The 26,916-nt window shown below is 37.0% G+C and carries 21 protein-coding genes and 1 tRNA gene; 8 read left to right on the top strand and 14 right to left on the bottom strand.

Annotated elements, in window-relative coordinates:
• Positions 1-2: 2 nt before the first annotated feature.
• The 5 genes from recQ to G440_RS0113260 form a co-directional block, all read right to left on the bottom strand.
• Positions 3-2,090: a DNA helicase RecQ gene (gene recQ, locus G440_RS0113280; RefSeq protein ID WP_026451754.1), complete on the bottom strand. Its 2,088-nt coding sequence runs from the start codon at positions 2,088-2,090 to the stop codon at positions 3-5.
• Positions 2,091-2,461: 371 nt separating this feature from the next.
• The gene (locus G440_RS19990; RefSeq protein ID WP_245574862.1) at positions 2,462-2,803 is read right to left on the bottom strand and encodes a GIY-YIG nuclease family protein; all 342 of its coding nucleotides are present in this window, start codon (positions 2,801-2,803) and stop codon (positions 2,462-2,464) included.
• 118 nt (positions 2,804-2,921) lie between these two features.
• Positions 2,922-3,254 (bottom strand): single-stranded DNA-binding protein, encoded by a 333-nt coding sequence (locus tag G440_RS0113270; RefSeq protein ID WP_026451753.1) that lies wholly within the window; start codon positions 3,252-3,254, stop codon positions 2,922-2,924.
• Positions 3,255-3,799: 545 nt separating this feature from the next.
• Complete coding sequence (locus G440_RS0113265) at positions 3,800-4,624, bottom strand: ferritin-like domain-containing protein (protein ID WP_026451752.1); 825 nt, start codon at positions 4,622-4,624, stop codon at positions 3,800-3,802.
• A 44-nt stretch (positions 4,625-4,668) separates the two neighbouring features.
• Positions 4,669-5,418: a ferritin-like domain-containing protein gene (locus G440_RS0113260; RefSeq protein ID WP_026451751.1), complete on the bottom strand. Its 750-nt coding sequence runs from the start codon at positions 5,416-5,418 to the stop codon at positions 4,669-4,671.
• A gap of 199 nt (positions 5,419-5,617) precedes the next feature.
• Here G440_RS0113260 and G440_RS0113255 point away from each other — a divergent pair, with 199 nt between their 5' ends.
• Complete coding sequence (locus tag G440_RS0113255) at positions 5,618-6,199, top strand: TMEM175 family protein (protein WP_026451750.1); 582 nt, start codon at positions 5,618-5,620, stop codon at positions 6,197-6,199.
• A gap of 19 nt (positions 6,200-6,218) precedes the next feature.
• On the opposite strand, the gene G440_RS0113250 is transcribed toward G440_RS0113255, so the two are convergent.
• Entirely contained in the window at positions 6,219-6,680 is a 462-nt protein-coding gene (locus G440_RS0113250) for a CBS domain-containing protein (protein ID WP_026451749.1), read from the bottom strand.
• 289 nt (positions 6,681-6,969) lie between these two features.
• Between G440_RS0113250 and G440_RS0113245 the strand changes: the two genes are divergently transcribed.
• From G440_RS0113245 to G440_RS0113225, 5 genes are all read left to right on the top strand, one after another.
• The gene (locus tag G440_RS0113245) at positions 6,970-8,166 is read left to right on the top strand and encodes a di-heme oxidoredictase family protein (protein ID WP_026451748.1); all 1,197 of its coding nucleotides are present in this window, start codon (positions 6,970-6,972) and stop codon (positions 8,164-8,166) included.
• A gap of 1 nt (position 8,167) precedes the next feature.
• Positions 8,168-8,608 carry a QcrA and Rieske domain-containing protein gene (locus G440_RS0113240; RefSeq protein ID WP_026451747.1) on the top strand — a complete coding sequence of 147 codons (441 nt, stop codon included), beginning with the start codon at positions 8,168-8,170 and terminating at the stop codon, positions 8,606-8,608.
• Positions 8,580-9,818 (top strand): hypothetical protein, encoded by a 1,239-nt coding sequence (locus G440_RS0113235; protein WP_026451746.1) that lies wholly within the window; start codon positions 8,580-8,582, stop codon positions 9,816-9,818. Before G440_RS0113240 ends, G440_RS0113235 begins: the two co-directional genes overlap by 29 nt.
• Before the next feature lie 197 nt (positions 9,819-10,015).
• Entirely contained in the window at positions 10,016-12,367 is a 2,352-nt protein-coding gene (locus G440_RS0113230; protein WP_026451745.1) for a M20/M25/M40 family metallo-hydrolase, read from the top strand.
• A gap of 279 nt (positions 12,368-12,646) precedes the next feature.
• Complete coding sequence (locus G440_RS0113225) at positions 12,647-13,456, top strand: NAD(P)H-binding protein (protein WP_026451744.1); 810 nt, start codon at positions 12,647-12,649, stop codon at positions 13,454-13,456.
• 280 nt (positions 13,457-13,736) lie between these two features.
• Here G440_RS0113225 and G440_RS0113220 read toward each other — a convergent pair whose 3' ends face one another.
• Both G440_RS0113220 and G440_RS0113215 read right to left on the bottom strand, forming a co-directional pair.
• A complete protein-coding gene (locus tag G440_RS0113220) occupies positions 13,737-15,803 on the bottom strand; it encodes a M13 family metallopeptidase (RefSeq protein ID WP_026451743.1) in 2,067 nt (688 codons plus the stop codon).
• A 61-nt stretch (positions 15,804-15,864) separates the two neighbouring features.
• A complete protein-coding gene (locus tag G440_RS0113215) occupies positions 15,865-16,452 on the bottom strand; it encodes a hypothetical protein (RefSeq protein ID WP_026451742.1) in 588 nt (195 codons plus the stop codon).
• A 509-nt stretch (positions 16,453-16,961) separates the two neighbouring features.
• Between G440_RS0113215 and G440_RS0113210 the strand changes: the two genes are divergently transcribed.
• Entirely contained in the window at positions 16,962-17,912 is a 951-nt protein-coding gene (locus G440_RS0113210; RefSeq protein WP_026451741.1) for an NAD-dependent epimerase/dehydratase family protein, read from the top strand.
• Between the two features lie 13 nt (positions 17,913-17,925).
• Here the strand turns inward: G440_RS0113210 and G440_RS0113205 are convergent, their stop codons facing one another.
• Entirely contained in the window at positions 17,926-18,798 is an 873-nt protein-coding gene (locus G440_RS0113205; protein ID WP_034259553.1) for an SdiA-regulated domain-containing protein, read from the bottom strand.
• A 408-nt stretch (positions 18,799-19,206) separates the two neighbouring features.
• Between G440_RS0113205 and G440_RS0113200 the strand changes: the two genes are divergently transcribed.
• On the top strand, positions 19,207-20,499 hold the full coding sequence (locus tag G440_RS0113200) for an L-lactate MFS transporter (RefSeq protein WP_026451739.1): 1,293 nt from the start codon (positions 19,207-19,209) through the stop codon (positions 20,497-20,499).
• Between the two features lie 179 nt (positions 20,500-20,678).
• Here G440_RS0113200 and G440_RS0113190 read toward each other — a convergent pair.
• The 5 genes from G440_RS0113190 to G440_RS0113170 form a co-directional block, all read right to left on the bottom strand.
• Positions 20,679-20,750, bottom strand: a tRNA-Arg gene (locus G440_RS0113190).
• Between the two features lie 192 nt (positions 20,751-20,942).
• Positions 20,943-22,733, bottom strand: coding sequence for a ribonucleoside-diphosphate reductase subunit alpha (locus G440_RS0113185; RefSeq protein ID WP_026451738.1), 1,791 nt, complete (start codon positions 22,731-22,733; stop codon positions 20,943-20,945).
• The gene (locus G440_RS0113180; protein WP_026451737.1) at positions 22,734-24,008 is read right to left on the bottom strand and encodes a ribonucleotide-diphosphate reductase subunit beta; all 1,275 of its coding nucleotides are present in this window, start codon (positions 24,006-24,008) and stop codon (positions 22,734-22,736) included.
• Positions 24,009-24,309: 301 nt separating this feature from the next.
• A complete protein-coding gene (locus G440_RS0113175) occupies positions 24,310-25,299 on the bottom strand; it encodes a DNA topoisomerase IB (RefSeq protein ID WP_026451736.1) in 990 nt (329 codons plus the stop codon).
• Between the two features lie 304 nt (positions 25,300-25,603).
• Positions 25,604-26,758, bottom strand: coding sequence for a T9SS type A sorting domain-containing protein (locus G440_RS0113170; RefSeq protein ID WP_026451735.1), 1,155 nt, complete (start codon positions 26,756-26,758; stop codon positions 25,604-25,606).
• Positions 26,759-26,916: the final 158 nt, after the last annotated feature.

The following is a 26,916-nucleotide window of genomic DNA, read 5'->3' as shown; positions in this document are numbered from 1 at the left end:
AATTACAAATAAAGTCCCATTTTTATTTTCCAATACGGAATTTTCTCCTCGAAATATTCAAAGTAAGGTTTTAAAGATTCGGGATTTTGAAGCTTATCTTTTGCTTCCTTCATCTTCTTAATTTCTTCCGAAGTAATAAATTCTGAAAAATCAAAAGGCTCTCCGGATTGATGTATTTTTATAAAATGTCCATAAATTGAATCTTCTGAAAGTCCGCGTTTAGTAGCTATCTCAGATGGTAAAAGATTATCTTCTACAAACATTTTATACGTACGTTCATGAGTTGGTAAATTGCTGTCCAAATTATCGAAATGGCGGTTGATGACTTTTAAGAACTCGTCAGCATATTTTTCGAGCTTTGCTTCTCCAACTCCTGAAACTTCTGCAAATTCTTCACGGGTTCTAGGTTTTTTATGCTCCATATCTTCCAAAGCGGCATCACTAAAAACGATATATGCGGGCATTTTTGCCTCTTGTGCTAATTTTGAACGGAGCATTCTCAGTTTTTCAAAAAGATCTGCTCGCTTTCTTGGCGTTCTTTCTGTTTTTACTTTTTCTGTTTCCTGAATTACTTTTGCTAAACTTACTTTTTGTCCTTCAAATAAAACTTTTTTAGCGAAAGGTGTGAGTAACAATCTTCCGTTTTCATGAAAATGAATTTGTAAAACGCCTTGATTCAAAAGCTGAATAACATATTGCTGTAAATCGCGCCACGAAATATCTTTTGCCGCCCCAAAAGTTTTGATATTTTGATATCCTTTTTCAAAAACTTGAGCGTTTTGTGCGCCCCGAAGTACATCTAAAACCATTCCCAAGGCTTCTTGCTCGTGTAATCTAGTTACCGCGGAACAGATTTTTTGTGCGATAAGGGTCCCATCAAAATATTTTGGTGGCGTTTTGCAGATATCGCAATTGCCGCAATCTTCGGTGATGTGCTCTCCAAAATAGCCGAGCAGTGCTTTTCTTCGGCAGCTTAATGCTTCTGCAAACTGCTGCATTCTTTCTAACTTTGCTAATTGATAGGCTTCGGTTTCGGTGCCTTCGGCAAATTTCCGAAGCATAATCACATCTGCAAAACTGTAGAAAAGTACGGTATGAGAAGCTAAGCCATCTCTTCCGCTACGGCCAATTTCCTGATAATAACCTTCAATATTTTTGGGCATATTATAATGAATCACCCAACGTACGTTGCTTTTATCAATGCCCATTCCAAAAGCGATTGTTGCAACTATAATTGGTGTGCGGTCATTTAAAAAATTATCCTGTATGGTACTTCTTTCTTCCGAAGTAAGTCCGGCGTGATAAGCTTCGGCTTCGTGACCTTTGGCGCGAAGAGTTGCCGCGAGTTTTTCGGTGCTTTTCCTGCTTAAACAATAAACGATACCACTTTGTTTGCCACGTTTTGCAAGAAAATTTAAAATCTGTTTATTGCGATTTTGACCAGGGCGAACATCTAAATAGAGGTTTGGTCGATCAAATGAAGCTATAAAAGTTTTGGCGTTTGGAATTGCGAGCTGGGTTGCAATATCTTCACGGGTAGGACGATCTGCTGTTGCTGTCAAGGCAATTAATGGAACACTTGGGAATTGTTCTTTTAAACTTTTCAGTTGCGTATATGCCGGTCTAAAATCGTGGCCCCAACTGGAAATACAATGCGCCTCATCTACTGCGAAAAGACTGATTTTTATTGAATTCAGAATATAATTCAACTGCGGGAGACTTTCCGGCGCAACATAGAGCAACTCTAAATCTCCGTTTTCTAATTTTTTCAAAACCTCTTGTTGTTCTTCATAGGGTTGTGAACTATTGAAAAAAGTAGCTGAGATTCCATCTGCTTTTAAAGCATCTACTTGATCTTTCATCAAAGCAATTAACGGCGAGATTACAATCGCAGTTCCTTCCAAAGCCAAAGCTGGCAACTGAAAACACAATGATTTTCCACCGCCTGTTGGCATAATAGCAATAGTGTCTTTTTGGTCTAAAACGTTATTGATTATCTCCTCCTGGTTAGCAAGAAAATCATCATAACCAAAATGGGTTTTTAGAAGGGATTTTATATCGGTCGGGTGGATTTCTGATGTGGAATGCATACTGGTAAAATTAAGAATAATTATTGCGTTTGTTCCGACCCTTAGGTATGATTTTTATAATTCTTGGCTTTGCCAAGTATAACAAAAATCACTCAAGAACCTTTGACTGTTCTTTTAATTAAACATTGGAATATACTGTAATCACTCAGGGATCTTTGATTGTTCTTTTCCATTAACATTGTGAATGAGAAATCATTCGAGCCACTTTGATTGTAAATTTCTTTTTTGAAAGAGTTGTTGGTTCTATTAATTGTCCATTTGTGAGAGCTTCTTTCTTTTTTCTAGACCATCTTTTTAGTCGGTGTTCTCTTTCATAAGCGTGATCTATTCTTGTGAAAATTTCAACATATATTAAATGAACTGGTAATCTTTCAATTTATTTCTTTGCTTTCGTCCCCCTCGGCTCCGCTCGGGGATCCAGTGGTTTTGTTTGAGCAATGAGAATTGTTTTTGCAAACCGACAATTGATGTAATTCCTTATATTTTTTAAATACGAGTGCTTCTTTCTTTTTTCGATTCCAATTCTGCACCTGTTTTTCACGATGAAATGCTAATTCGATCCGAGGATATTCTTCAAAATAAAAAAGTAATACTGGAAGCCTTTTAACTGTGTAATTAGCTCCATGCCCACTTTGATGTTCTAAAAACCGTTGCATCAAATCTATTGTGCTTCCCGTATAATAGGTGTCCTCATGACATTTAAGAATATACATATATCCAGTTGGCATAATATTGAATCAAGATGATTATAAAAGATATTAAAATAGTCCTCGGCTCCGCTCGTACACCGGAACAGTCTCCGGTGTCCCAGCAGCGCCGAGGACACAAACACTATTTGCTCAACATTAGCAACTCATTACAAAACACTTCTGTTATATAATGCTTGTTTCCTTCTTTGTCCTCCCAAGAGCGGTTGGTTAATTTGCCCTCTATGGCAATTTCCTGTCCTTTGGTAACATAAGTTTCTACTACCTTTACTAGGCCGCCTCTTACAACTACATTGTGCCAATAGGCGCGTTCAACTTTTTGACCTTCCTTGTCTTTGTAACTATCATCTGTGGCCATTGAAAATTTAGCCATTTTGTTGCCATCGGCAAAAGTTACGATTTCTGGGTCTTGACCCAATCTTCCAATCAACTGTACTTTGTTTCTAAGTGCGTTCATGATTTCTAATTTTTAAGATTAAACAATTGATACTATCGAAGTTCATTATATCCGACAGGACAAACTTAGGAGAGCTTCCAAATGTTAGTTGGTTGTTAATCACTTACTTTCGTTTATAGTTGTTTGTAAGCGTTTGTAATTGAATATGATTGTTGGATATTACTGTTATGACTTACACTTAGACGATTCCTTAAAAATGAAAGACAGAATAGGGTTTTTCTGAAAAATGTTGAAATTATCTCGTTTTGAAATAGATTAAATTTAAAAGTCTAAATGATTTCCAGAATTATTGAAGAATTTGTTTATGATTTTCTTAATTTTTAGCGGTGAATAAATCTCGATTTGAGAGAAGGTGTGAAGCATAAGCATCAGAAATCTTATTATTAAAATAACTATTGACAGGACAATAATGGGGCAGATTTTGAAAAATATTATAAGCTTGCGAGATTATTACTAGATTTTTATAGGCTCAAAAGCAAAATGAAGTTGATTCAAAAGTACATTTTGAACCAACTTCATTTTTTATTCTAAATTGCAAGCGTTTATTAAACAATAAAAATACTTGCAATAGCATTAACTTCATCCATCGTCAGTGGCTCGTCAAAGGATTCCGTTACAGCCTTGTCACCACCAACACTGTTAAACATGCCGCTTAAGTTCACGCCTCCTTGGGTTAAATTACTTTCGGGAGTTGAACCTTGATAGATTGCATCAAAAGCACTTGGTAAAGTGTTTTCAGATTTTGTTATCCAACCTTTTTCGCCTCGCATTCTTCTAACTTGTGAAGCGTGTTGCGCTTCTACTGAATGTATCTGGAGCGCATAGGTTAGCAGCGCATCGTCATCAATAAGTCCTCCAGCTTGTCCCTTGTATGCACGAACACCTGTATCTTCAAAACCTTGGGCCAAAGCCATAAAAGTTTGATAATTGCTGAAAGTATCTAAGTTCAAACCACCAGGTGCTCCCGTGAAGTCAAAAGTAGGTTCCTCTATGGCATCATCACCTAATGCTGCTAATAAAAAGTCAACATGTGAAGTTTCGTGTTTTGAGATTTGTGCGAAGACAGCTTGGTCTTCACTTGGAATTAAACCAGAGGTATCTAAACCCATTTGGTAGAAATTGCGTTCTAAATATTCCAACGCGAGTGCGAAATTCAAAATCTCAGTAGGAGAAGCCATCATAAATGATGCTGGCATAGCCATGGTCGCTGCTCTTGTTTTTGAGCTTGTTGCTGCCAATCCAAAAGGAATAGAAGCTACAGCAAGGTTTTTACCCAATGTTCTTAATTGATCGAAGGAATCACGTCTTGAACCTTTCTTGTTCAAAAGTTCACTATCAGAAAGGTGATCCATAATTTTTATAATATTCATAATATGTTTTTTAAATTTGAAAAATGATTAATTAAATTTATGACCTATCCAACGCCCTGTTCCATGTAGGTAAAAGGAGTGGTAATAAAACCACCTGCGGCAGCAATGATCTCTTTTGGAGGAAATGCTTGTCCTAAACCTGTTACGGGATCGATTACATCATCACCTGCAAAAGCACTGGAGCTGCTTCCATCAATTGTTCCTGTGGCAATTATATTTCTTATTGCAGAAGCATGTCTTGCTTCCACCGAAACAATTTTTCCTGCAATTAATAGATAACCTGGATCGCTAAGAAGTTTTCCTGCGCCATTATAAGCTCTTACCCCTGTATCCTCAAGAGATTGGGATGTGGCTAGAACTGTATCACGGTTTGAAAAATCCAGACCGGCATAATCAAATTCCAAAATAGGAAGCATTAAACTCTCATCATTACCTACTGCAGCTCCGATTGCTGTTTTGAAGAAATCACGGTGAATTACTTCATGGTAATATAAATCTGTCATTACTTCTTGTTCATTCTCGCTAAATGCACTTCTAAAATTTGCATTATTTACAACTCTTGTGTAGAAATCTGCTTCTAGTTGCTCAAGAGCATATGCATAATTAAGTACTCCGAGGTCACCTGTGCCTAAATCGAAAATTCCGTTTGGAGGCAATGGCGCATCGTCATCATCACTACAACCTGCCATCAATAAAATACCTGATCCTACAACGGCTGCTCCGCTCAATTTCAGGAATCGACGTCGTCCATTCTTGATGGATCCTACTTCACTTACTTTCACTTTGTTTTTCATAATAGTTTTTGTTTTTAGAGTTAATTGTTAAATTTACGTAAGGGAGGGATACATGGTTTTCTATTTCAAGTTAAATATTTATTAACGGTTTAATAAAAACAGTTAAATAATGAAATAATGGCAAATTTGCCTTATTTTAATTTCGTTTTTAATAAAAAGATTGTGGTAATATTATCATAATATTAATTATTCGTAAAGAATGAACAGTAATAGATTAGAAGCTTTTAGCGATGGTGTGCTGGCCATAATAATTACAATTATGGTGTTGGAACTGAAGGTTCCTGAGGGAACGGATTTGCAATCACTAAAATCTGTGTTGCCCGTATTCTCTAGTTATGTACTTAGTTTTATTTATGTTGGAATTTATTGGAACAATCATCACCACATGATGTATACCGTAGAAAAAGTAAGTGGTGGAATACTTTGGGCGAACCTTCATTTGTTGTTTTGGCTTTCCTTAATTCCTTTTGTAACAGGTTGGATGGGAGAAAATCACTTCGCTAAACTGCCCATGGCAATGTACGGTGGCGTTCTTTTAATGGCGGCAATTGCGTATTTTATTTTGCAGAAAAGTATCTTGGCTGTGCAGGGAAAAGATTCCTTGTTGGCCAAATCACTGGGAAAGGATTTAAAGGGGAAAGCTTCGCCACTATTTTACATTATCGCAATTAGCATGTCTTTTTTCAATACATGGATTGCTGGCGCCATATATGTATTGGTGGCTTTCATGTGGTTGATTCCCGATAAACGGATAGAATTAATTTTTAAAGAAAAGCAATAATATGATTTTAAAAGGACAACTACCAAGTTTGTCCTTTTAATTCCATAGCCGCACGTAATACATCACTTTGGCTTATCTGTCCCACAAGTTTGCCATTTTCTAGAATTGGAAAACGGCGGCGTTTGGACTCCAAAAACTTGTTGGCAGCGTCCAGCACGTTCATTTCTCCATCAATGGTGTCAACGTTTTTAATCATGTGTCGTTCCACTTTTACGTCTTCCATGGGATGATTGTGATACCTGGAGTCACTCAGTTCCTTTAAACAATCTCCTTCGGAAATAATTCCAACCAGTTCATTTTTGTCATTTACAACAGGGCCACCAGAAATTCTCTTTTTCAAAAGTACTTCCATAACTTCCATAATGGATTGTTCTGGCCTGAATGTAATTAGATTGCGAGTCATAAAATCAGAGACCTTTATTCTTTCCGAAGTACCTTTCTGGGGCTTTGCTCTTTTGCCCATAAAACTTTTAATTCCCATAATATCAAATTTTTGCGAACTTCTAAGATAGTCAATTTTTTGATAGGTTAGGTTTTTACACCATTTAGAAATTAATGAATTTATAGTTTTTAGATTTCACATATGTTTCTTACTGCTTCCTTTTCCTATAAAGCAGAAGATATTCCTTGTTATTTAAAAATAATCTTTTGATGGTATTCATCTGTAATTCAATGTTTAATATTTTCGTTCAAAAGATATGTTAGCTTAAGTGAATTATTTTATTTGCCTTAACAAATAATATTTTTAGCTTTGCCTAAAAATATAGATAATGAAAACCAAAAAACATCTGTTAGGTGCTTTAATTTGTATTCCTCTCCTGTTTGCTTGTGAAGCTTTAGGTCCGCAAGAACCAGAAGAATATGAATTGTTGGACGGGCCTGTTGAAGATCTTAATCAAGCAGAAGCCAAACGTTTTATAGAAGGCGACAAGGCTTTTAACGATCAAATATTTACTGTGGAAACTGGGCTGGGCCCCATATTTACCGGAACCAGCTGCGTTAGTTGTCATGCAGGAGATGGAAAAGGACATCCTTTCGTAAAGTTTACCCGTTTTGGACAAGGCCTTCCAGGGGTGAAAAATTACTTAGATCAGGGCGCTCCACAATTGCAGAACCGAGCGATTCCTGGTTATGAACCCGAAACATTGCCACCTGGAGTGCCTCACGCGGATCTTATAGCGCCCATAGTTACAGGTCTCGGATTTCTGGATGCGGTTTCGGATGAAGATTTATTAGCAATGGCAGATCCCGACGATTTGGATGGCGACGGTATTAGTGGCCGCGTGCACTGGAATGATAGGCCAGACTATGTTAATGACCGGACAGGAACAATTTCTGAAAATGGAAAATACATTACTCGCTTTGGAAAAAAAGCAGGTATGTATGACTTACTTCAACAAACTGCGGATGCTTATAATCAGGATATCGGGATTAACTCGTTCTACGAACCTTATGAAACCTATAGTGGTGACAAAGTGCAACCAGAAATCGATAGAGCAACTATTAACGACGTGGTATTTTATTTAAAAACCTTAAAAGCTCCGTTACCTCGCGATCAAGACAATCCCGATGTTATTGCTGGATCAACATTGTTTGAAAGTGCACAATGTATTGCTTGCCATAAACCAACTTTACGAACATCATACTCTCCTATTGTGGCTATTTCTTATAAGGAGTTCCATCCTTATACCGATTTGCTTTTGCACGATATGGGACCTGAATTGGATGACGGTTATACCGAGGGATATGCTTTTTCCTCCGAATGGAGAACCGCTCCACTTTGGGGAATCGGTCTTGCTAAAGATTCGCAAGGAGGCGAGTATTACCTTATGCACGATGGAAGAGCTAGAAGCATTGAAGAAGCCATATTACTTCATGGAGGAGAAGCTCAAAACTCAAGAACCAGCTATCAAAACTTAGGTCAACACGAAAAAGAGCAACTCTTAACCTTCATTGAATCTTTATAAAATGGACAGAAAAAAATTTTTAAAAACTTGTGGAGTCGCTTTGGTTGGATTACCCTTTGCTTCAGCGATTTTAACCTCCTGCCAAAGTATTTATTATGCTTCCAGCAATATGATAAACAATCGACTTGTAGTTCCTCTTTCTGAGTTCAAAATTATAAAGAAGTCCAGCACCGCGTATCGCGATTTTGTAATGGTAAAATCTACTTCGGAAGGTTTTCCTATCTGTTTGTATAAAACAGGAGAGAATCAATACAGTGCATCCCTAATGAAATGCACACATCGTGGATGCGAGCTTAATGTGGGTGGAGGAATTTATAGCTGCCCTTGCCACGGTAGTGAATTCGATGCTAAAGGAACTCTTTTGGAAGGTCCAGCCGACCAAGATTTAAAAACATACAAAACAACAATCGACAATGAAAATATTTACATCGAACTATCTTAAAGCAAGTCTTCTTTTATTTAGTTTTTTCTGTGTGGGGAATTTACTCGCCCAAGAATATGAAACCGAACAGGAGAATTCTAATGATGACAACCACTTAAATATGGATGCCGTTTTTAGCAGACCTTCCCTGAAATTTGATAAAGTTCCAGTAGCATTAGGAGGATATTTGGAAGCAAATACAATGCATAGAACCGAAGAGGGAATATCTGAAGGCTTATCTTTTCAAGCCAGACGATTAACGATTTTTATGGCAGCTTCCATTTCAGAAAGAGTTAAGTTTTTAACCGAAATAGAATTTGAAGACGGCGGAAAAGAAGTAGCCATAGAATTTGCCGCACTTGATGTAGCATTTCATCCTATGTTTAATTTTAGAGGTGGGATTGTTATGAATCCCATCGGCGCATTTAACGAAAACCACGATGGGCCAAAGTGGGAATTTGTGGAACGTCCAGATGTAGCAGTAAATATGTTGGCTGCAACCCAATCGAATGCAGGCTTTGGGATGTACGGTAAAACCTATTCTGGAAATTGGATTTTTGGATATGAAGCATATCTAACCAATGGTTTCAACAGTAAAATAATTTCCAATGAAGAAGACAAAACCTTTCTGCCAGCCTATAAAGAAGGAGAGGATTTATTTGAAGAAAACTTTAGTGGAAAAGCGATGTTCTCTGGAAAACTGGCAATTAAAAACAGAAAGATAGGAGAGATTGGTTTATCATATATGGGAGGTGTTTACAATAAGTTTGAAGATGATGGAGAAGAAATTGAAGATAAGGCCAGAGTTGACGTATTTGCCATAGATTGGAACACGACAATTAAAGCCACCGGCACTTATATAGTTGGAGAAGCGGCATTTGTAAGAGTTCAAACTCCTGAAACTTACACGCCACAGTACGGCAATAAGCAACACGGTGTTTTTATGGATGTGGTGCAACCAGTGTATAAGAAGAAAATATTTGAATGGGAAGATGCTACTTTTAATGTTGCAGCAAGATTTGATTATGTAGATTGGAATGTTGGAAAATTTGAAGCAACAAATACCAATATCGGTGATCAAATTATTGCTATTACCCCAGGAATTAGCTTTCGACCTACATCGAAAACAGTTTTTAGAATTAACTATCGCTACGAATGGCAAAATGATATTATTAATAATCCAGCCGAAAGAGCCGCCACTTGGTATATGGGCTTCAGTAGTTACTTTTAATCGGGAGGTGTCCGATGACAATCGATGGGGATATGGATTTATTGGTTATTAGATAAGCTGTTAATTCATTAAAGTTCTTATTTTTGTTAAGGTTGAATTCATTTGGTAACTGTGTTTGATCATTAAACTGAATTTCAGCATTTCATTCCCCTACAAATTGAATCGGGCACTACTGATTAAATTCCAAAAACTATAATATGAAAAATCTTTATGCGGTTTTATCTCTTCTTCTTATAATCGCATTGAGTTTTTATAGTTTTTATGGATTGATGCCTCAATACGACGAAAACGAAGGTATTCCCCCCACTGAATTCTCCGTGGATAGAGCTTTGACTCCTTTGGAGGAAATTGCGAAAGCACCGCATTATTTAGGCTCTCAAGCACACGAAGATGTGCGAAAATTTTTGATAGGTGAATTGCGAAAGCTGGGTTTGGAACCTCACATCCAAGAAGGATTTAGTTTAAATCCGCAATCAAAAACCTTAAATAAACCCATAAATATTGCTGCTCGCATAGAAGGATCTGAAGAAGGAAAAGCCCTTTTACTACTTTCTCATTATGACAGCGCGCTCGTTCCTTCCTTTGGAGCAAGTGATGATGGCACAGGTTTAGTTACAATTTTGGAAAGTTTCCGAGCTTATCTTGCTTCTGGAAAACGTCCGAAAAACGATATTATCATTCTTTTTACCGATGCAGAAGAAATAGGACTAGATGGGGCTAAACTTTTTGTCAATGAACATCCCTGGGCAAAGAATGTGAGCTTGGTGCTCAATTTTGAAGCACGTGGAACCAGTGGTCCCAGTAATATGATTTTGGAAACCAATGGTGGGAATTCTAAATTAGTAAAGGAATTTATCAAGGCGAATCCAGATTTTCCTGTGGCTTCTTCGTTGATGTACAGCGTTTACAAAATGCTGCCTAATGATACGGATTCCACTATTTTTAGAGTAGATGGTGATATAGACAGTTTTTTCTTCGCCTTTATTGACAGCCACTTCAACTATCACACGGCTAATGACAATATGTATCATCTGGATTGGAACAGCTTGATGCATCAAGGAAGTTATTTGCTCCCGCTACTTCATTATTTCGCAGATGCCGATCTGTCAAGTTTAAAGTCTGATACAGACGATGTTTATTTTAATTTTCCCGTGCTAAAAATGGTTCATTATCCCTTCTCGTGGATATTACCGATGCTTATTTTGGCAACGCTGATTTTTTGGATCCTTATTTTTTATGGAATCCGTAAAGGAAGACTCTTAGGGAAGAGTATTGCTAGAGGTTTTGTTCCACTTTTATTATCCTTGATCACTTGCGTACTTATCGGTTTCTTCGGCTGGAAATTACTGTTCGTTCTTTATCCGCAATATCTAGAAATTCAACAAGGGTTTACTTATAACGGGCATTGGTATATTGCATTTTTCGTCTTTCTTTCCTTGGCCATTACGTTTGCATTTTATAAAAAATTTGCTATCAAATTCAACGAAGCAGCATTTTATGTGGCACCGTTATTTTTCTGGCTCTTGATAAATTTGACAGTTTTTATAATTCTGAAAGGTGCAGCATTTTTTATTATTCCAGTATTCTTTGGACTTATATCTTTCTTTGTAATGCTTCGTCAAGAACGTCCAAATCTTTTAGCATTGACGCTTTTAGCAATTCCCGCAATTCTTATTTTTGTGCCGCTCATTCAATTTTTTCCAGTTGGATTGGGGTTAAAAATGTTGGTGATTAGTTGTGTTTTTACCGTATTGCTTTTTGGGTTGATGTTGCCGATTTTCACATACTATAAAAGAAAAGTTTTACTCTCGGCAGTGTGTTTCTTACTCGCGATTTCTTTCTTTATAGTAGCACATTCCAAAAGTGATTACTCCGATGAAAGAAGAAAACCAAACAGCCTTGTTTATTATAAAGATGCAGATGCAGGAAAAACGTATTGGCTCACTTATGATAAAGAAATTGATGAATGGACCAAAGAGTATCTAGGTGAAACGCCTGAAGATGCGTCCATAATTACGGGCGATGCAGCCTATAATAAATATGGAACTAATTTTAGTTTCGCAGCTGAAGCGCCTGAAAAAGACATAGCGAATTTCGAAGTTATTTTAGAAAAAGATACATTAGTTGAAAATCTTCGAAATGTCAAATTTATCATTGTTCCAAAGCGAAAAGTGAATAAAATCGATTTGTATAGCGTGGAAAATACTGCGTTTAAATATTTGGAATTCAATGGACAAAAAGCTTCTGTTTCAGATACATTGAAAGATTATAGAGGAACTAAAAATGCGGCGCTTATCAATTATTATGTTTCGGCTAATGACTCCTTAAAAGTGAAGTTTTCAGTTGAAAAGAATACACCTGTTACTTTTAAAGTAATGGAATATTCTTTTGATTTAATGGACAATCCAGATTTCAAAATAACAAAGCGGCCGGATTATACTATGCCAAAACCTTTTGTAATTACAGATGCGGTGATGGTAAAACGCACTTTTTCGGTAGATTCTTTACATCGGAAAGTTGTTAACACCATTTTAAATTCTGTTGATTAATAGAGATTTTTATTTCGAAATTTTCTTTGTCTCTGCTTAGAAGGAGGTAATATTCTTAGGTATTTATTATTAAACGATATCTTCTTAAATTAATAACCCCGTGCTTTAGCCTAGGGTTTCCCCATCAACTATAACAAAGGCTTTAGCCAAAATGTTCGTATATCAATACCCATCTTTCAAATATATCACTGCCAATTCTCAAGTGTTTCGAATCTGCGGAGCAAAGCCTTTTACTTAATGAAAAACCTATATTTGCAGTTTTATCATAATAATGCACCAATGAACAAATCAATCGCCATTGCCGGTCTTGGATGGCTCGGACAACCTCTAGCGCATCGCTTAACAACTTTGGGCTATAAAGTTAAAGGCTCAGTTACAAGTATTGAGAAAGCCACAATGCTCCAGCAGAATGGAGTTGAAGCCTATCCAGTGGAAATTTCTGAAAGTGGTGTTCAGGGGGAAGTAAAAGTCTTTTTGAAAAATGCTGATTATTTAATTATCATGATTCCTCCGGGCTTAAGAAGAAACACCGGCACTGATTACGTACTGAAAATGACTCATTTTTTAGAAGAGATAAATAATGCTTCGGTACAAAAAATTATTTTAGTCAGTAGTACTTCAGTTTATGATGATTCCCAAAGAAATGTGACTGAAGAGGACGAACCAAAACCTGAAACAATCGCAGGAAAGCAGTTGAGGCAAGTAGAAGAATTATTCAATCATTCGCATGACTTGGAAACAACAGTTGTGCGTTTTGGCGGCTTGTTTGGTGGGAGTAGAAACCCAGCAAAGTATTTGGCTGGAAGAAAAGATTTAGCAGGTGGTGCAGCGCCCGTAAACTTGATACATCGGGATGATTGTATTAAAGTCCTTATAGAGATTGTTAGGCAAGATGCCTTCGGAAAAACTTTTAATGCCGTAAACCCAGACCATCCCAAAAAGTCTGATTACTATATTCAAAAAGCAAAAGAGCTTGGATTGGAACCGCCAACATTTGCTGAAACTGATTCTGGGGAAATATTTAAACAGGTTGATTCCGAAAACTTGGGAAATGTGCTGGGATATGAGTTTAAAAATAAATTGAGTTAATTCTCGCTATTAACGAAAGCAATACCTTCAAGGTTTTCTCCTCTTGCGGACATGTGGAAACCTTACAAGGTTTTCTCATATATTGACAAAATAAGGCCGGTTCAGGCTAAAGTAATTTGTTTGATTTTGATTAAAAAGTAATATTGCAATATTTCTTCTTATCCTTTATGTCAAAGGCTTAAGGGCAGATTATCATTTCTATATTCTCACTTTATTCATTGTTTGTTAAAATAAAAAGGAGCCAATTAAGGCTCCTTTCAATTCAAATTATATTATAACACTACCAAATACGAACCCTGTCTTCTGGGGCAACGTACATTGGATCGCCTTCTTTAATATCAAAAGCTTTGTAAAAAGCATCAACATTTACTAAAGGTTGTGTAGCTCTTACCATTCCTGGAGAGTGCGGATCTGTTTTCACTTGATTTTTAACAGCTTCATCACGAGCTTTGGTGCGCCAAACAGTGGCCCAACTCATAAAGAAACGTTGCTCTGGAGTGAAACCGTCAATATCATCAGGACGTCCGTTTTCTTTATAAAAATGTTGCAAACCGTCGTAAGCGGCAAGAACGCCACCTAAATCACCAATGTTTTCACCCAAAGTGAATTTTCCGTTGATGTAAACACTGTCCAAAACTTCTACATTACTGTATTGCTCGGCAAGTTTATCGCCACGCTCGGTAAAGTTTTCAAGATCTTTAGCTGTCCACCAGTTTACTAAGTTTCCGTCAGCGTCAAAACGCGAACCGCTATCATCAAAAGCGTGTGATATTTCGTGACCGATTACAGCGCCCATTCCACCGTAGTTTACAGCTTCATCTGCTTTATAGTCATAAAAAGGAGGTTGAAGAATTGCTGCTGGAAAAACGATTTCATTGTTGAATGGATTGAAGTAAGCGTTTACCGTTTGTGGGTTCATTCCCCATTCGGTCCGGTCTACAGGTTCATCTATTTTTTCTAAGTTATCTTTATAATTCCATTGTTGAACGGCAACCATATCGTCATAATACGAGTTTCCAGGTTTTACTTCCATAGAAGAGTAATCTTTCCATTTATCAGGATATCCTATTTTTACGGTAAACTTGTTTAGTTTTTCGATAGCCTTCGTTTTTGTGCTATCAGTCATCCAATCTATATTGTTAATACGCACTTTGTAGGCATCAATAATATTGGCAATCATTGCTTCCGCTTTTTCTTTAGCTTCTGGTGGAAACATTTGATCTACATATAATTTTCCAACAGCTTCACCCACACTTCCATTTACGGTTGCCATGGCACGTTCGTTGGCTGGTTTTTGTTTTTGGGTACCGTTTAAGGTTTTACTATAGAAATCCCAGTTGGCCTTATCAATATCTGTTGTAAGCATTCCAGCAGAATTATTTAAGGTAGCCCAACGCATAACAGTTTTCCAAGTATCTATATCTGGATTTGCAAACATTTTTTGCACTGTTTCCATATATTTAGGTTGCATCACAAGTACGGTATCCAATTTTTTAGCAACACCCATATCTTTAAAAGCCTTTTCCCATTTAATCTCCGGCACCATTTTTTGTAGTTCGGCAATACTTCTTGGGTTGTTGAAGTTTCTAAAATCGCGGCTTGCAACTTTGTCCAATCTCGGGGTTGCAAGTTTGGTTTCGAATGCGAGAATAGTCTCTGCCTGTTTGTGTGCAGATTCTTCACTATCACCCAAAAACTGAAGCATTCTGGTAATATGCGCCACATACTGCTGGCGAATTTTTTCTGAAGCAGGATCTGTATTGGTATAGAAATCTCTATCTGGAAGGCCTAATCCTCCTGGGGTAATGTACGCAGAGTTCATCGAACTGTTAGATGGATTTGAGAAAGCTGCTACACCAAAAAATGGCTGAGAAACACTCACGGCATCTTCCGTAGCTACTTTTTGAAAGTCCTCCATATTTTTGATGGCCTCAATTTTCGCAAGTGTAGGTTTTATTGGGTCAATACCAGCTTCGTTTCTTGCAACAGTGTCCAGCTTTGATTCGTAGATCATCAAGGCTTTTGCTTGATCGGTATCATCTGCATAGTCGCCGCTCTCTTTTGCTTTTTTCATAATATTAAGCATGTCGGCATCAGTCTTTTTCCGAAGGATTGTAAATCCACCCCAACTCGTTTGATCGTCTGGAATTTCATTTTCCTTCATCCAGTTTCCGTTTACGTAGTTGTAAAAATCAACTTTTGGGCTTACGGTAGTATCCATGTTTGCGAGGATAATTCCGTGCGGTTCATTGTCTGTTTTGGCCACTTCGGTTTTTTCCTTACAAGCGGTGGCCGCTGCAGCAACAACTGCAAAAGCCAATACAGGTTTTAAAAAATTCGTTTTCATTTATGGTTTTTATTTATTTTAAATAATTATGAAAGGATAAGTTGTCCTTTCGTTTTGAATGTTACACTTTTTTATTCTTAATATCTTGTAGCTCCAGATTTAGTATCGAATCTCGAAATCGTTTTTGTTTCTTTAGTTCGTTTTCCTCATTGTCCTTTCTTTGGAAATCGATTTTGTCTTTCTGAAATTTTTGGTTGAGTTGAACAATCAGGTTTTTTAAAGCCATATTCATTTTTTCTATGGAATTCTCTAGCTTTAACGAATCAATCTTGGATTGGTTTGCGGCTTGAAACAATAGTTCCGAACGAGTTTTAAGAACAAACAATCTGCTTTTAATAGGGTTTGTATTAAGGGTGTCTGGAATTTTTTTAACGAGTGAATCGGAATATTCCCTTAAAAGTTCAGAACGGTTTCGAAGTTCTTGATAGTTGCTGCCGTTTGCATTTTTTGCTTCGGCAACATAATCTTCTAAAATCCCCCAGTGAATGGCCTGCTCCTTCGCCGGCGCGGAAAGCTCAGGAAATTCAAAATTCTTGTTTCCGAAAAGAATGGATACATCATTTTTTGGTGCTTCTTCTTTTTGATCCTCTGAATTTCCGCAGGATATAGCAAGTAGCACTAACGATAAGAGTGGAATTATAAACTTCATATAAAAAAAAGGTTTACAAAGATACTGGTTATTAAACTAATGACACAGAAAATTTCGATTCTCCTGGGAATGTTTTTTTTGAGAATTTTTATACTATTTTGCCACTCCCCAAATCTCGGGAACACGAACCCACCTGCCTGTTTGCAGGTTAACAAAAATTAGCTTGTTTGTTGAAAACAGTTATGCAATCGGCATAGTTTTAAATTTTGCAAATCTGACTGCCGTCAGGCAGGTGTAATAGACTTTCAGTCTGTTTTTAATGTTCTTGCCAGATTAGCACCGATTGACTTAATGATATAACAGTAGCTCTGCAAACATAATTTACTGATGATTATAATATTATAAAATCACTTAGATGATAGAAAAAGAACTGTGTTATACTTTCCCTATGCAGAAGTATTTAAAGTCTTACAATTTATGATGAGGATAAACAGATTTCACTTTCTTTTAAATGCCACACCTTCTAATATCTGTATATTTGCATTTCAATTTTAGAAAAAAATAAATTCATGAAGAAACGAATTCTCATTATCGGCGCCTGTGGACAAATAGGAACAGAATTAACCTTATATCTTCGAGAGAAATTTGGCAAACACAAAGTGATTGCTAGTGATATCCGTGAAGGAGATAAGCCGCTCATGAAAAGTGGTCCTTTTGAAATTCTCGACGCCACAAATTACGATGAGGTTGAAGAGGTTGTGATTCGTCATGAAATAACTGATGTCTATTTAATGGCAGCCATGCTTTCTGCTACCGCCGAAAAATTCCCTATGAAAGGTTGGAATTTGAATATGGATTCACTTTTCAATGTTTTAAAACTGGCGAAGGAGAAAAAAATTGAAAAGCTATTTTGGCCTTCCAGTATCGCTGTTTTTGGACCCACTACACCCAAAAATGATACACCACAACGCACCGTTATGGAGCCGAGCACGGTTTATGGAATTAGCAAACAGACCGGTGAACGTTGGTGTGAATATTATTTTAATCGCTATGGCGTAGATGTGCGCAGCATCCGTTATCCTGGACTAATTAGCTACAAAACCCTGCCAGGTGGAGGTACTACAGATTATGCAGTTGATATATACCACAAAGCCTTAAAGCACAAAAAATATATCTGCTTTTTAAATTCCGAAACAACTTTGCCAATGATGTTTATGGATGATGCCATTCGCGCCACCGTAAGCATTATGGAAGCTGACAGGGAAGATATAAAAGTGAGAAGTTCGTATAACCTTTCTGGGATGAGTTTTGATCCTGAGGAAATAACTGCAAGCATCAAAAAACACATTCCTAAATTTGAAATTAGCTACGAACCTGATTTTAGACAACCCATTGCTGACAGTTGGCCACAGAGTATTGACGATAGTGAAGCTAGAAAAGATTGGGGCTGGGAAAGTAAAATCTCCCTCGACGAAATGACTGAAATTATGCTTACTAATTTAAAGGATAAATATCAGTAAAAAATGATGTTGGTTATTTATTAAATTCTACTTCCAAAATATTGGCAGTTCCATTTCTACCTTCATTGGAGATAAAAACGGTTCCTTCTGCTGAAAATGCAAGGCCTTCTGGTTGTGGAAACGACTTTGGATACAACTGATGTAGCTTTAATAGTTTTCCTTCGTTGTCCATGATCAAAAGCTGTGGTTTTTTCTTGGAAGTCAGAACATAGATATTTCCGTTTTTCGGATTAATAGCAATTTCAGAAGGATAAAAACTACTTTCTATATCGCCATCGTCACCTTTATCCTTTTTCTCAAATATTGGATCGTCTAATGGAATTTTAAGGATAGGAAGTGTTTCAGATTTTTTAGTTTCCAAATTAAATGCATAAATTCCCTTATAGCTATCGCTGTGAGGGTCTTTATTTTTTACAGTATATAGAAGTCGGTTATTTAGAGTATCTGCCACCAAAGACTCCATATTGTTTTTTCCCGAAAAAGGTGTTTGATATTGTTGAACTTCAAAATCGGGACTGAGGTAATTGCTTACTTCAAATAATTTTCCACTACTCTCCATAACATAGGCGGTGCTATCAACGACTGCCAAGGCTTCATAATCACCCGATTTGGCGAAATTCACTTTTTTTTCCACGAGTTCTGTATTGAAGTTGTAGATATAAATAATGCCTTCCTCATCTTGTACACAGGCCATTTTATCTTCTGAAATCCAGCTAATTCCTGAAATTTCGTTGAGTTCATTCGGCATATCCCATTTGTGGATTATTGTATATGTTTCGTTATCCAAACGTGGATTTATAGCAGGATTTTCAAATGCCCACCACAAAACACCTACAAAGGCGAGCACGCCAACAATAATAAAAAATGCAATTCTGTTTTCATTCATAATGTATCAAATATAGAGATGAATAAATTAAGTGAAAATAATGTGGTTTTTACTTAAAGTTATGGTAAAAAAGACTTGAGTGTATTCCTAGGGAAATCACAACACATAAACCTTTTGTTGGAATCGGGCTTAGGATGTTAATTCAGAGCGTAGGAATAAGATTGATTTACAGGTTTTTCGGTTATCATAAAAGGAAACCTTGCGCTACGGTGGTTGCTTGATTCTCCTTCCTAAACTAAACTAAAAGGATTTCAAATTTTTAAGAATACATTTAAAAGTCTAATTGGAATTGGCTTTCAGATTCTATCACAACCTAAACAAATTGAGCTCAATTTACACCATGGAAAATCAAGCGAGATTAGGAAAATATATGTAGATTGAAAAAGTTAAAAAAAACATTAAAAATAGATGAGTAAAATAGGTAACACTAATTCAAAACGTTGGTTTATTGCGATTATGGGAACTCTTCTTCAGGTTGTGTTGGGCACTGTTTATGCTTGGAGCTTTTTTCAAAAACCAATCAGTATCGAGTATGGATGGACCAATGTAGAAACCATGTGGATATTTAGTTTGTCTATTTTATTTCTTGGAATAGCGGCCGCCTTTGGGGGAATACTTCTTCCCAAATATGGTCCCCGCAAATTAGCCGCCATGGGCGCATTACTTTATGCTGTAGGTTATCTGATTAGTGCTTATGCTATGTTTATTGCCAGCTTGCCTCTTTTCTATATTGGTTTTGGAGTAGTTGGTGGAATAGGCCTGGGTTTAGGTTATGTAACTCCTGTTGCCACAGTCTCCAAGTGGTTCCCCGATAAAAAAGGTTTTATCACCGGAATGGTTGTTATGGGTTTTGGCTTGGGTGCATTTGTAATGTCGAAAGTTATTGCGCCTTTTTTAATAATTATGACTGATGGCAACATGGTGCAAGTGTTTTTGTATATTTCGTTAGTACTTCTTGCCATTGGGATTCCTGCCAGTTTATGTATGAAGAATCCTCCCAAGAACTTTGTTCCTGAAGGATATACTTCTCCTGTGAAGCATACTGTAAACAAAAAATTCAAAGAGAGTCTAAGCATTAAGGAGAGCTTATTATCTACAAAATTTTTAGGAATGTGGCTTGTCTTTTTTCTAAATATAGCGGCTGGCATTATGTTTATTAGCTTGCAATCGCCAATGATACAAGATTTGCTGCTACTAAAAGATGCCACAATGAATACTGAAAGCCTCGCCATGGCTGGTGCTACTCTTATTGCTGTCAGTTCTTTGTTTAATGGGATTGGTCGTTTTATTTGGGGTGGATTATCGGATAAGATTGGAAGAATCCAGGTTTTTCGTCTCATTCTAGGGTCTCAAATTTTAGTTTTTATCCTTATGATGGTCACAACAAATCCTTGGCTCTTTGGAGGTTTAGTATGTTATGTATTACTATGCTATGGTGGTGGTTTTGGCGCAATGCCATCTTATGTTCTTGATGTTTTCCATTCAAAATTAATGCCTGTTGTTTATGGCGTAATTCTTACTGCTTGGTCTATTGGAGGAATTGTTGGTCCTCAGCTGGCCGCTTTTATCAGGGATTTTTACGCCGAAACCCCCAAGATGATTGGGCCAAGAACTTATATGGCAGGAGCAATTTTGCTAGGAATTGGTTTTATTGTAAGTCTAATGCTGACAAACAGAGCGATTGGTGAAGGAAAGAGGTGAGACGGAACATGAAAACGAAATCGAAGACGAAATTGAAAAAGAAGATGAAGTTGAGTTAGAAGCTGAAACCCGTTTAAGTAGAATTAGACGTTGAACCGGGTTTTATCTTTTCAATCTAGACTTACTCATAAATCCTGAACCCACTACCGACTAAAGTCTATCAACTACCAACTATTTTGTAGCCTCACCAAGAATCGAACTTGGATCTAAAGTTTAGGAAACTCTTGTTCTATCCGTTGAACTATGAGGCCATTATATATAGGAATGTAAATTTAGTTATTTTCAAGAAGGAGACGAAAATTCCATGAATCAGTTTTCAAAATAATAGGCCAATGACTCTGTGTCCTCCGTACCTCTGTGGTGAAATTAATAACTAGTTCAAAAAAAAACAGGTTCAATCAAAATTGAACCTGTTTTTTCTATTAGAAAATATCTTTTAAAACCTACGCTTCACAACTAGCACAATCCTTTTTCTGTGCAAATTTTTGTGCGGCATTCATACTGTGTTGGTAGTACAGCGATTTTAACCCTAGTTTCCAAGCAGTAACGTGAATCTTGTTGATCTCTTTTACCGGCATTTCGGGATGAACAATTATATTTAACGATTGTCCTTGGTCAATATGATTTTGACGGTTTGCAGCTTGATAGATTAGATCCATTTGATCTATTTCAGAATAGGTTTTAAAAACGTCTTTTTCTTCATCTGTCAAAAAGTTAAGATGCTGAACAGAACCGTCGTAATCGCGAATATTTCGCCATATTTCGAGTGTGTTCATTCCTTTTTCCTCAAGCAATTGCTCCAAAAATGGATTTTTGATAGTGGTTTTGATCTTGGCGATATCCTTCACATAAACATTGGACCATATTGGTTCAATGCCTTGCGAAACTTGGCCTAAGATAAAAGCGGATGATGTAGTAGGAGCAATCGCGTTTAGCGTAGCATTACGTCTTCCATAGCCTTTTAGAACTTCTGGTTCGCCAAATTTTTCAGCCAATTCTTCTGATGCTTTATACGATTTTTCCTTGATTAACCTAAAGATTTCACTGTTTAAGTCGTATGCTTTTGCGCTGTTTAAAGGAAGCATTCTGGACTGTAATAAAGAGTGCCATCCTAAAACTCCTAAACCTAAAGCACGGTTGTCTTTAGCAAAGTTGTAAGCGCGTTCCATAAATAGAAATGTTTGTCTATCTTCCCTACTTTCAGAGTCGCGATAATCTTCTAATTTATCAACAAATTCGGTGATAACTGCGTCTAGAAAATAAACCATGGTTTCAACTGCATCGGTGTCTTTCCACTTATCGTAATGCAATAGATTTACTGAAGAAAGTACACATACAAAGGACCAGTCGTCATTGGATGGTAGCATTATTTCGGTACAAAGATTACTCGCGTAAATAGGAAGGTCTTTGTCTTTATAAACGTCTGCTGCAGAATTGTTGGCGTTGTCCTTAAAGAAGATATATGGATAACCCATTTCGCCTCTTCGCTGAAGTACTTTTGCCCAGATGGAACGTTTTGCCTCGTCGCCGGCAATCATTTCTTCCATCCATTCATTGGTTACAGTAACACCGTGGGTAAGTTCCTGAATAGGGTTTCCTTCGGTACCAATTTCCAAGAACTCCATAATATCTGGGTGTTCTACTGGTAAATAGGGTGAAAAACGACCGCGTCTTACGGAACCTTGGCTTACAACATCAACCATAGATTCAAATAATTGCATAATATGAACCGCGCCAGATGCTTGTCCGTTATTTTTTACTTCAGCTCCACGATGACGAATTTTCCCAAAATAGCCTGAAGTTCCACCGCCAAGTTTCGACATCATTCCCACTTCAGATTGTGTGTAAAGAATGTTCCCCATATCGTCGCCAATATGCGATCCAAAGCAGCTGATAGGAAGACCTCTTTTCTTTCCGAAATTAGACCAAACCGGTGATGCCAATGAGAAAAATCCTTCAGACATATAACCAAAAAATTTGTCTGAATAGCCTGGGATACCCAAAATTTGTTCGGCTCTATCGGCGATTTCACGAATGCGTTCTTCTGCAGTTACGCCAGGGCTTAGATAACCTGAAGCTAGAAAATTTCGGCTGTGCTCGGTAAGCCATTCAAAGCCTTGTGGTTTTTTCTCTTCGGTATGATGAAGCGCTTCCTTTCTAGCGTTTACAAGGTTGTTGTTGTCGGAAATTGTTTCTGTAGTTTGTGTGTCGAGGTTTAGATTTTGATCGTTCATTTAGAAAAGGTCATCACTGGTTATACTTTGGGTTCTTTTACTGTAATTGATAGAGCGTTTTACGAAAAAATCGCCGTGCTTGGTGCCGATAATCTCATCGTCAAACCATTCCGTTTGAATCAAGAGATTTTGGTCTATATCAAATATTTTTCCTATCCCGATACTTTCAAGGGAATTATTAAAACGGTTTTTTATAAATTCATTTACTACATTTTTAGGAAGGAAATCGAGTTCGCCATCTTCAAAAATCCAATCCACAATTTTGCTTTCTGCCAAAAATGCTTCCTTGCACATTTCTTGAATCATAATAATGTAACTCTCATCAAACCACTCTGGATTTTCTTGTTTGATGATTTTGATAATATCAATTCCAAAATCACCGTGAATTTGCTCTTCTTTGGAAGTGGCTTCCACAACATTTGAAATTCCTTTAAACATATTTTTATGTTTGTTAAAGGCCATGATTATCAAAAACTGCGAGAATAGAGAAACGTGCTCAATGAATAAGGAGAACAGTAAAATAGATTCTGCGTATTCTTTATTGTCTTCACTTTTGGCATTTTTTAAAGCAGTTTCCAAATAGTGAACCCGCATCATAATTACAGGTTTTTTCTTAAGGTTTTGAAATTCCTCATTTAGGCCTAATATTTCAAGGAGATGTGAATACGCATCGTGATGGCGAACTTCACTCTCTGCAAAGGTTGCACCTACGGAACCAATTTCAGGTTTTGGCATTCTGTGGTAGATATCGCCCCAGAAACTTTTTACCGCAACTTCAATTTGTGAAATGGCAAGCATCGTATTTTTTATTGCCGTACGTTCCACATCGGTAAGGCGCGTTTTAAAATCCTGAATATCGCTGGTAAAGTTGAATTCGGTATGGATCCAATATGAATGACGAATCGCTGGCACATATTCATAGAGTGCTGGATATTCATAAGGTTTTAAATTGATACGTTTCTCAAAGATGTTTAATTTTCGCTTTTGGGTCTGCTGATTTCTATAGAGAATATATCCTTTAGCAACATCAAAAAAGCCGCTTTCCATCAATTTATTTTCCACGAAATCCTGAACTTCTTCCACAGTTGGAATATATTTCCCGTCTTGGCTTTTTCTGTCCAACAGAGCCTGGTAAACCTTTTCAGAAATGCGTTGAGCGTCTTCCGGTCCCCCGTGTTTAGCAGCGATCATAGCTTTTAAGGTTGCATCTGTAATCTTTTGTAAATGAAAGAGTTTCGTGGTGGCATCTCTTTTTATGACGTGGGTAATTTCCATGGGAATGAGGACTAAAAATTAGAAAAATAAATGAGGTATAAAGATGAAAATTTTATCAATGTCTTTTCAATGAAAAGACATTATGTTGTTAAATGTTTATCAACAATGAGGTGAGATTTGGAAAGAATTGGAGGTGAGAGTGTTTAGAAAAATGCAATGTTCCAGCCGTCAAAAATCGTTTTTTAAATGTTAATAAGAAATAACTATCTTTCGATTTTCAATTCCCTTTTGAATTTTTCTGGGCATAGATAGGCATCCTAAAATGACACGTTAATTTTCTGAAATAGCTATTTTTCTTTGATTACTTCTTTTTCAAACGATTCCGAAGCATACACAATACTCCGATTTCATCTTTGGAAAGATTTTCGGCTTTTTTAAGCAAGGTGTTTATCTCCTTTTCAAAATAGTGCAAGGTGCGACCATTAGTGTAATCTTCAATAATTCTTGGGTCTATATAGGAGCCTCTTGCAACAGAGGGAGTATTTCCCAATCTTTCCGAAACACGATTTACGGCTTCCTTTATGTTTTTATCCAATAATTTTTGATTCTTTTTGTCCACAACACCTAGCTCATCCAAAGCAATGGCGGCAATCATGGTTCCAGCCCAGGTCCTAAAATCTTTGGCGGAGAATTCTTCGCCCATTACTTCGTGGATATAAGCGTTGAGATCTTCGCTTTTTACATCGATGACATTATTGTCTTCATCTAAATATTTAAAAACCTCATAGCCCGGCATATCGTCTATTTCCTGAACTATTTTAGCTAATTTTTTATCGACAATGTGTTTTTCTTGGTCTTGATTAGACTTTCCATTGTAGCTAAAAATCATTTCATTGCCTTCAATACTCAGATGTTTATGTCGCAAAGTGGTTAAACCATAAGTCTCATTTTCCTTGGAGTAGGTTTCACTTCCGGCTCTGAAAAACGCAGCCTCCAATAATCGCAACATAGTAGCCATTACTTTTTCGCGATTTAACTTTCGTTTGCGCAAATGCTGCCCAGTAACCCGTCGCATATGTTCCAACTGATCTGCAAAATCAATGATGCGATCAAATTTTTTGGAATTTTGTTTTTCGGTATAGTTGGGATGGTAGATATATTGTTTGCGGTCTTTATCATCGCGGCCGGTAACTAATAAATTGGCTTTTCTATTTTCCTCTATTTCCACATCAGTCCAAGCGGGTGGAATGACGAGCGATTTTATCCAATCGCGCGTTTCTACATCTTTTATTGTCTTGCCCTTCTTATCCTGATAGGTAAAACCCTTTCCATGTCTTTTTCTGTGGTACATCGCTATTTTTTTGTTTTAAAAGTAAAACAAAAAAATAATTGTTCCTTTAAGATTGTGTTCTTCTTAAGAATTTTGATTGCTTAAAAATATTGATTAGCAAAATTTGGTAAAAGGTTTTATAGGACTTTATGGAATTGAGACGATTTGCCCATGCATTTTACATTTCTAAGTTTATCAGCTGTTAGAATCCCAAAAAGTAAGTCGAGAAGCGCTTAAAGCACAACCCGACTCCTTTTTTTCAGTTTTAATTCGCACCAAGCGCATACCTAAAATAAATACTGCGCTGATCCTGAGGGATGTTAGACTATTGTACTATCAACTTCTCAGTAACAATACCTTTTGAAGTTGATAACCTCATCAAATAAACCCCCGATTGTAGATTAGATACATCCAGGTTTGTTTCTTTATTGTTTAAGTTGGACTTTTTTAACACCAACTTTCCCGTAGTATCTATGATATCAATATTTCTAATAATATCCTTGTCACTTGCAATAGTAATTAAACTTGAAGCAGGATTTGGATACATACTGAAATTGTCTGCATGAAAGCCTTGGGCAGCAACTCCCATAGTGCCAATGAAATCATAATCATATATATAATCACAAACATACACCAACTCACCTAGATCATTTTCGGTGTACCAATGTTGGAGGATAGGCATATTCTTCATCTCAATAAGGCTTGTGTCTTTTGAATCATCCTCTGGATTGTAGGGTAAAACAAGCTGATCAACGGTAAATTCCAGATTGTATTCATATTCGTTTCTGTTCGTAACCGTATTGCCATTTTTATGGTCCCATTTTATGCAGTTTTTATTGTCGTCATAGAAGAACCACTCCGTACCAGCCGTGTCCCACGTGGAGCCGGACCAAAATGCTTGTGATGAAGTATTCAATGTGCCGTCTAAATTGTATTGGTAAACGATTTTCCAGGAGTTTTCCAAAGTACCTGAATTCCAAGTGTCTTGGGCGAACTCTTCAATAAGCAGGCCATCGACATTGTACGTTAGCGTACAAACTTCAGCTAAATCGGTTCCGCCAAAAAGGAGCTCCCAATCAGTAAGTCTATTATTTTCATAAAAATAGTTATAAACTCCGCCTAAGGTGAAAGTGGGGCCGCCAAAACTATTGTAATTTGATCGGGATAAACGATTTCCATTCGCGTCATAGGTGTAATCAATATAAGAAACGAGGGTCCAACTGCCATTTAGAAGTTGATGTCTATCCAGTTTGATGACATTGTTAGATGCGTCATAGGTTAGCGAGTCTTTCACTTCTATTCCACTTTCCAGAAGAATGTCAGTGGCCACCAATAGCATATCTGAATTGTAAGTGTATCTTTCGTGTTCAAGATCATCTGAAGATCGATACTCTGAAAGGGAATATTCTTTGTCAACATTCTGTGCAAATCCTGCAATTGAAAAGACAGCAGTTATACAAACGAGTAGAATTTTTTTCATGGTAGTTTGGGTTTTGTGGTTAGGTTTGTTAAAATTTTAACAACAAACTTACATTAATTTTGCTCAATCGTAGAACGGCCAACTTATAATACCACGCACTTAAATATAAAACTTTCGGGATTCGGAATTTTCGTGGAATACGGATCTGATATCAAAGT

Source organism: Aequorivita capsosiphonis DSM 23843, from assembly GCF_000429125.1.
GTDB lineage: Bacteria > Bacteroidota > Bacteroidia > Flavobacteriales > Flavobacteriaceae > Aequorivita > Aequorivita capsosiphonis.
The sequence above is the reverse complement of the archived record's forward strand: the minus strand, read 5'-3'. Positions and strand labels throughout refer to the sequence as shown.

Coding starts and splice junctions, on each gene's coding strand:
- recQ (WP_026451754.1), bottom strand. CDS start 2,090: ATGCATTCCACATCAGAAATCCACCCGACCGATATAAAATCCCTTCTA.
- G440_RS19990 (WP_245574862.1), bottom strand. CDS start 2,803: ATGTATATTCTTAAATGTCATGAGGACACCTATTATACGGGAAGCACA.
- G440_RS0113270 (WP_026451753.1), bottom strand. CDS start 3,254: ATGAACGCACTTAGAAACAAAGTACAGTTGATTGGAAGATTGGGTCAA.
- G440_RS0113265 (WP_026451752.1), bottom strand. CDS start 4,624: ATGAATATTATAAAAATTATGGATCACCTTTCTGATAGTGAACTTTTG.
- G440_RS0113260 (WP_026451751.1), bottom strand. CDS start 5,418: ATGAAAAACAAAGTGAAAGTAAGTGAAGTAGGATCCATCAAGAATGGA.
- G440_RS0113255 (WP_026451750.1), top strand. CDS start 5,618: ATGAACAGTAATAGATTAGAAGCTTTTAGCGATGGTGTGCTGGCCATA.
- G440_RS0113250 (WP_026451749.1), bottom strand. CDS start 6,680: ATGGGAATTAAAAGTTTTATGGGCAAAAGAGCAAAGCCCCAGAAAGGT.
- G440_RS0113245 (WP_026451748.1), top strand. CDS start 6,970: ATGAAAACCAAAAAACATCTGTTAGGTGCTTTAATTTGTATTCCTCTC.
- G440_RS0113240 (WP_026451747.1), top strand. CDS start 8,168: ATGGACAGAAAAAAATTTTTAAAAACTTGTGGAGTCGCTTTGGTTGGA.
- G440_RS0113235 (WP_026451746.1), top strand. CDS start 8,580: ATGAAAATATTTACATCGAACTATCTTAAAGCAAGTCTTCTTTTATTT.
- G440_RS0113230 (WP_026451745.1), top strand. CDS start 10,016: ATGAAAAATCTTTATGCGGTTTTATCTCTTCTTCTTATAATCGCATTG.
- G440_RS0113225 (WP_026451744.1), top strand. CDS start 12,647: ATGAACAAATCAATCGCCATTGCCGGTCTTGGATGGCTCGGACAACCT.
- G440_RS0113220 (WP_026451743.1), bottom strand. CDS start 15,803: ATGAAAACGAATTTTTTAAAACCTGTATTGGCTTTTGCAGTTGTTGCT.
- G440_RS0113215 (WP_026451742.1), bottom strand. CDS start 16,452: ATGAAGTTTATAATTCCACTCTTATCGTTAGTGCTACTTGCTATATCC.
- G440_RS0113210 (WP_026451741.1), top strand. CDS start 16,962: ATGAAGAAACGAATTCTCATTATCGGCGCCTGTGGACAAATAGGAACA.
- G440_RS0113205 (WP_034259553.1), bottom strand. CDS start 18,798: ATGAATGAAAACAGAATTGCATTTTTTATTATTGTTGGCGTGCTCGCC.
- G440_RS0113200 (WP_026451739.1), top strand. CDS start 19,207: ATGAGTAAAATAGGTAACACTAATTCAAAACGTTGGTTTATTGCGATT.
- G440_RS0113185 (WP_026451738.1), bottom strand. CDS start 22,733: ATGAACGATCAAAATCTAAACCTCGACACACAAACTACAGAAACAATT.
- G440_RS0113180 (WP_026451737.1), bottom strand. CDS start 24,008: ATGGAAATTACCCACGTCATAAAAAGAGATGCCACCACGAAACTCTTT.
- G440_RS0113175 (WP_026451736.1), bottom strand. CDS start 25,299: ATGTACCACAGAAAAAGACATGGAAAGGGTTTTACCTATCAGGATAAG.
- G440_RS0113170 (WP_026451735.1), bottom strand. CDS start 26,758: ATGAAAAAAATTCTACTCGTTTGTATAACTGCTGTCTTTTCAATTGCA.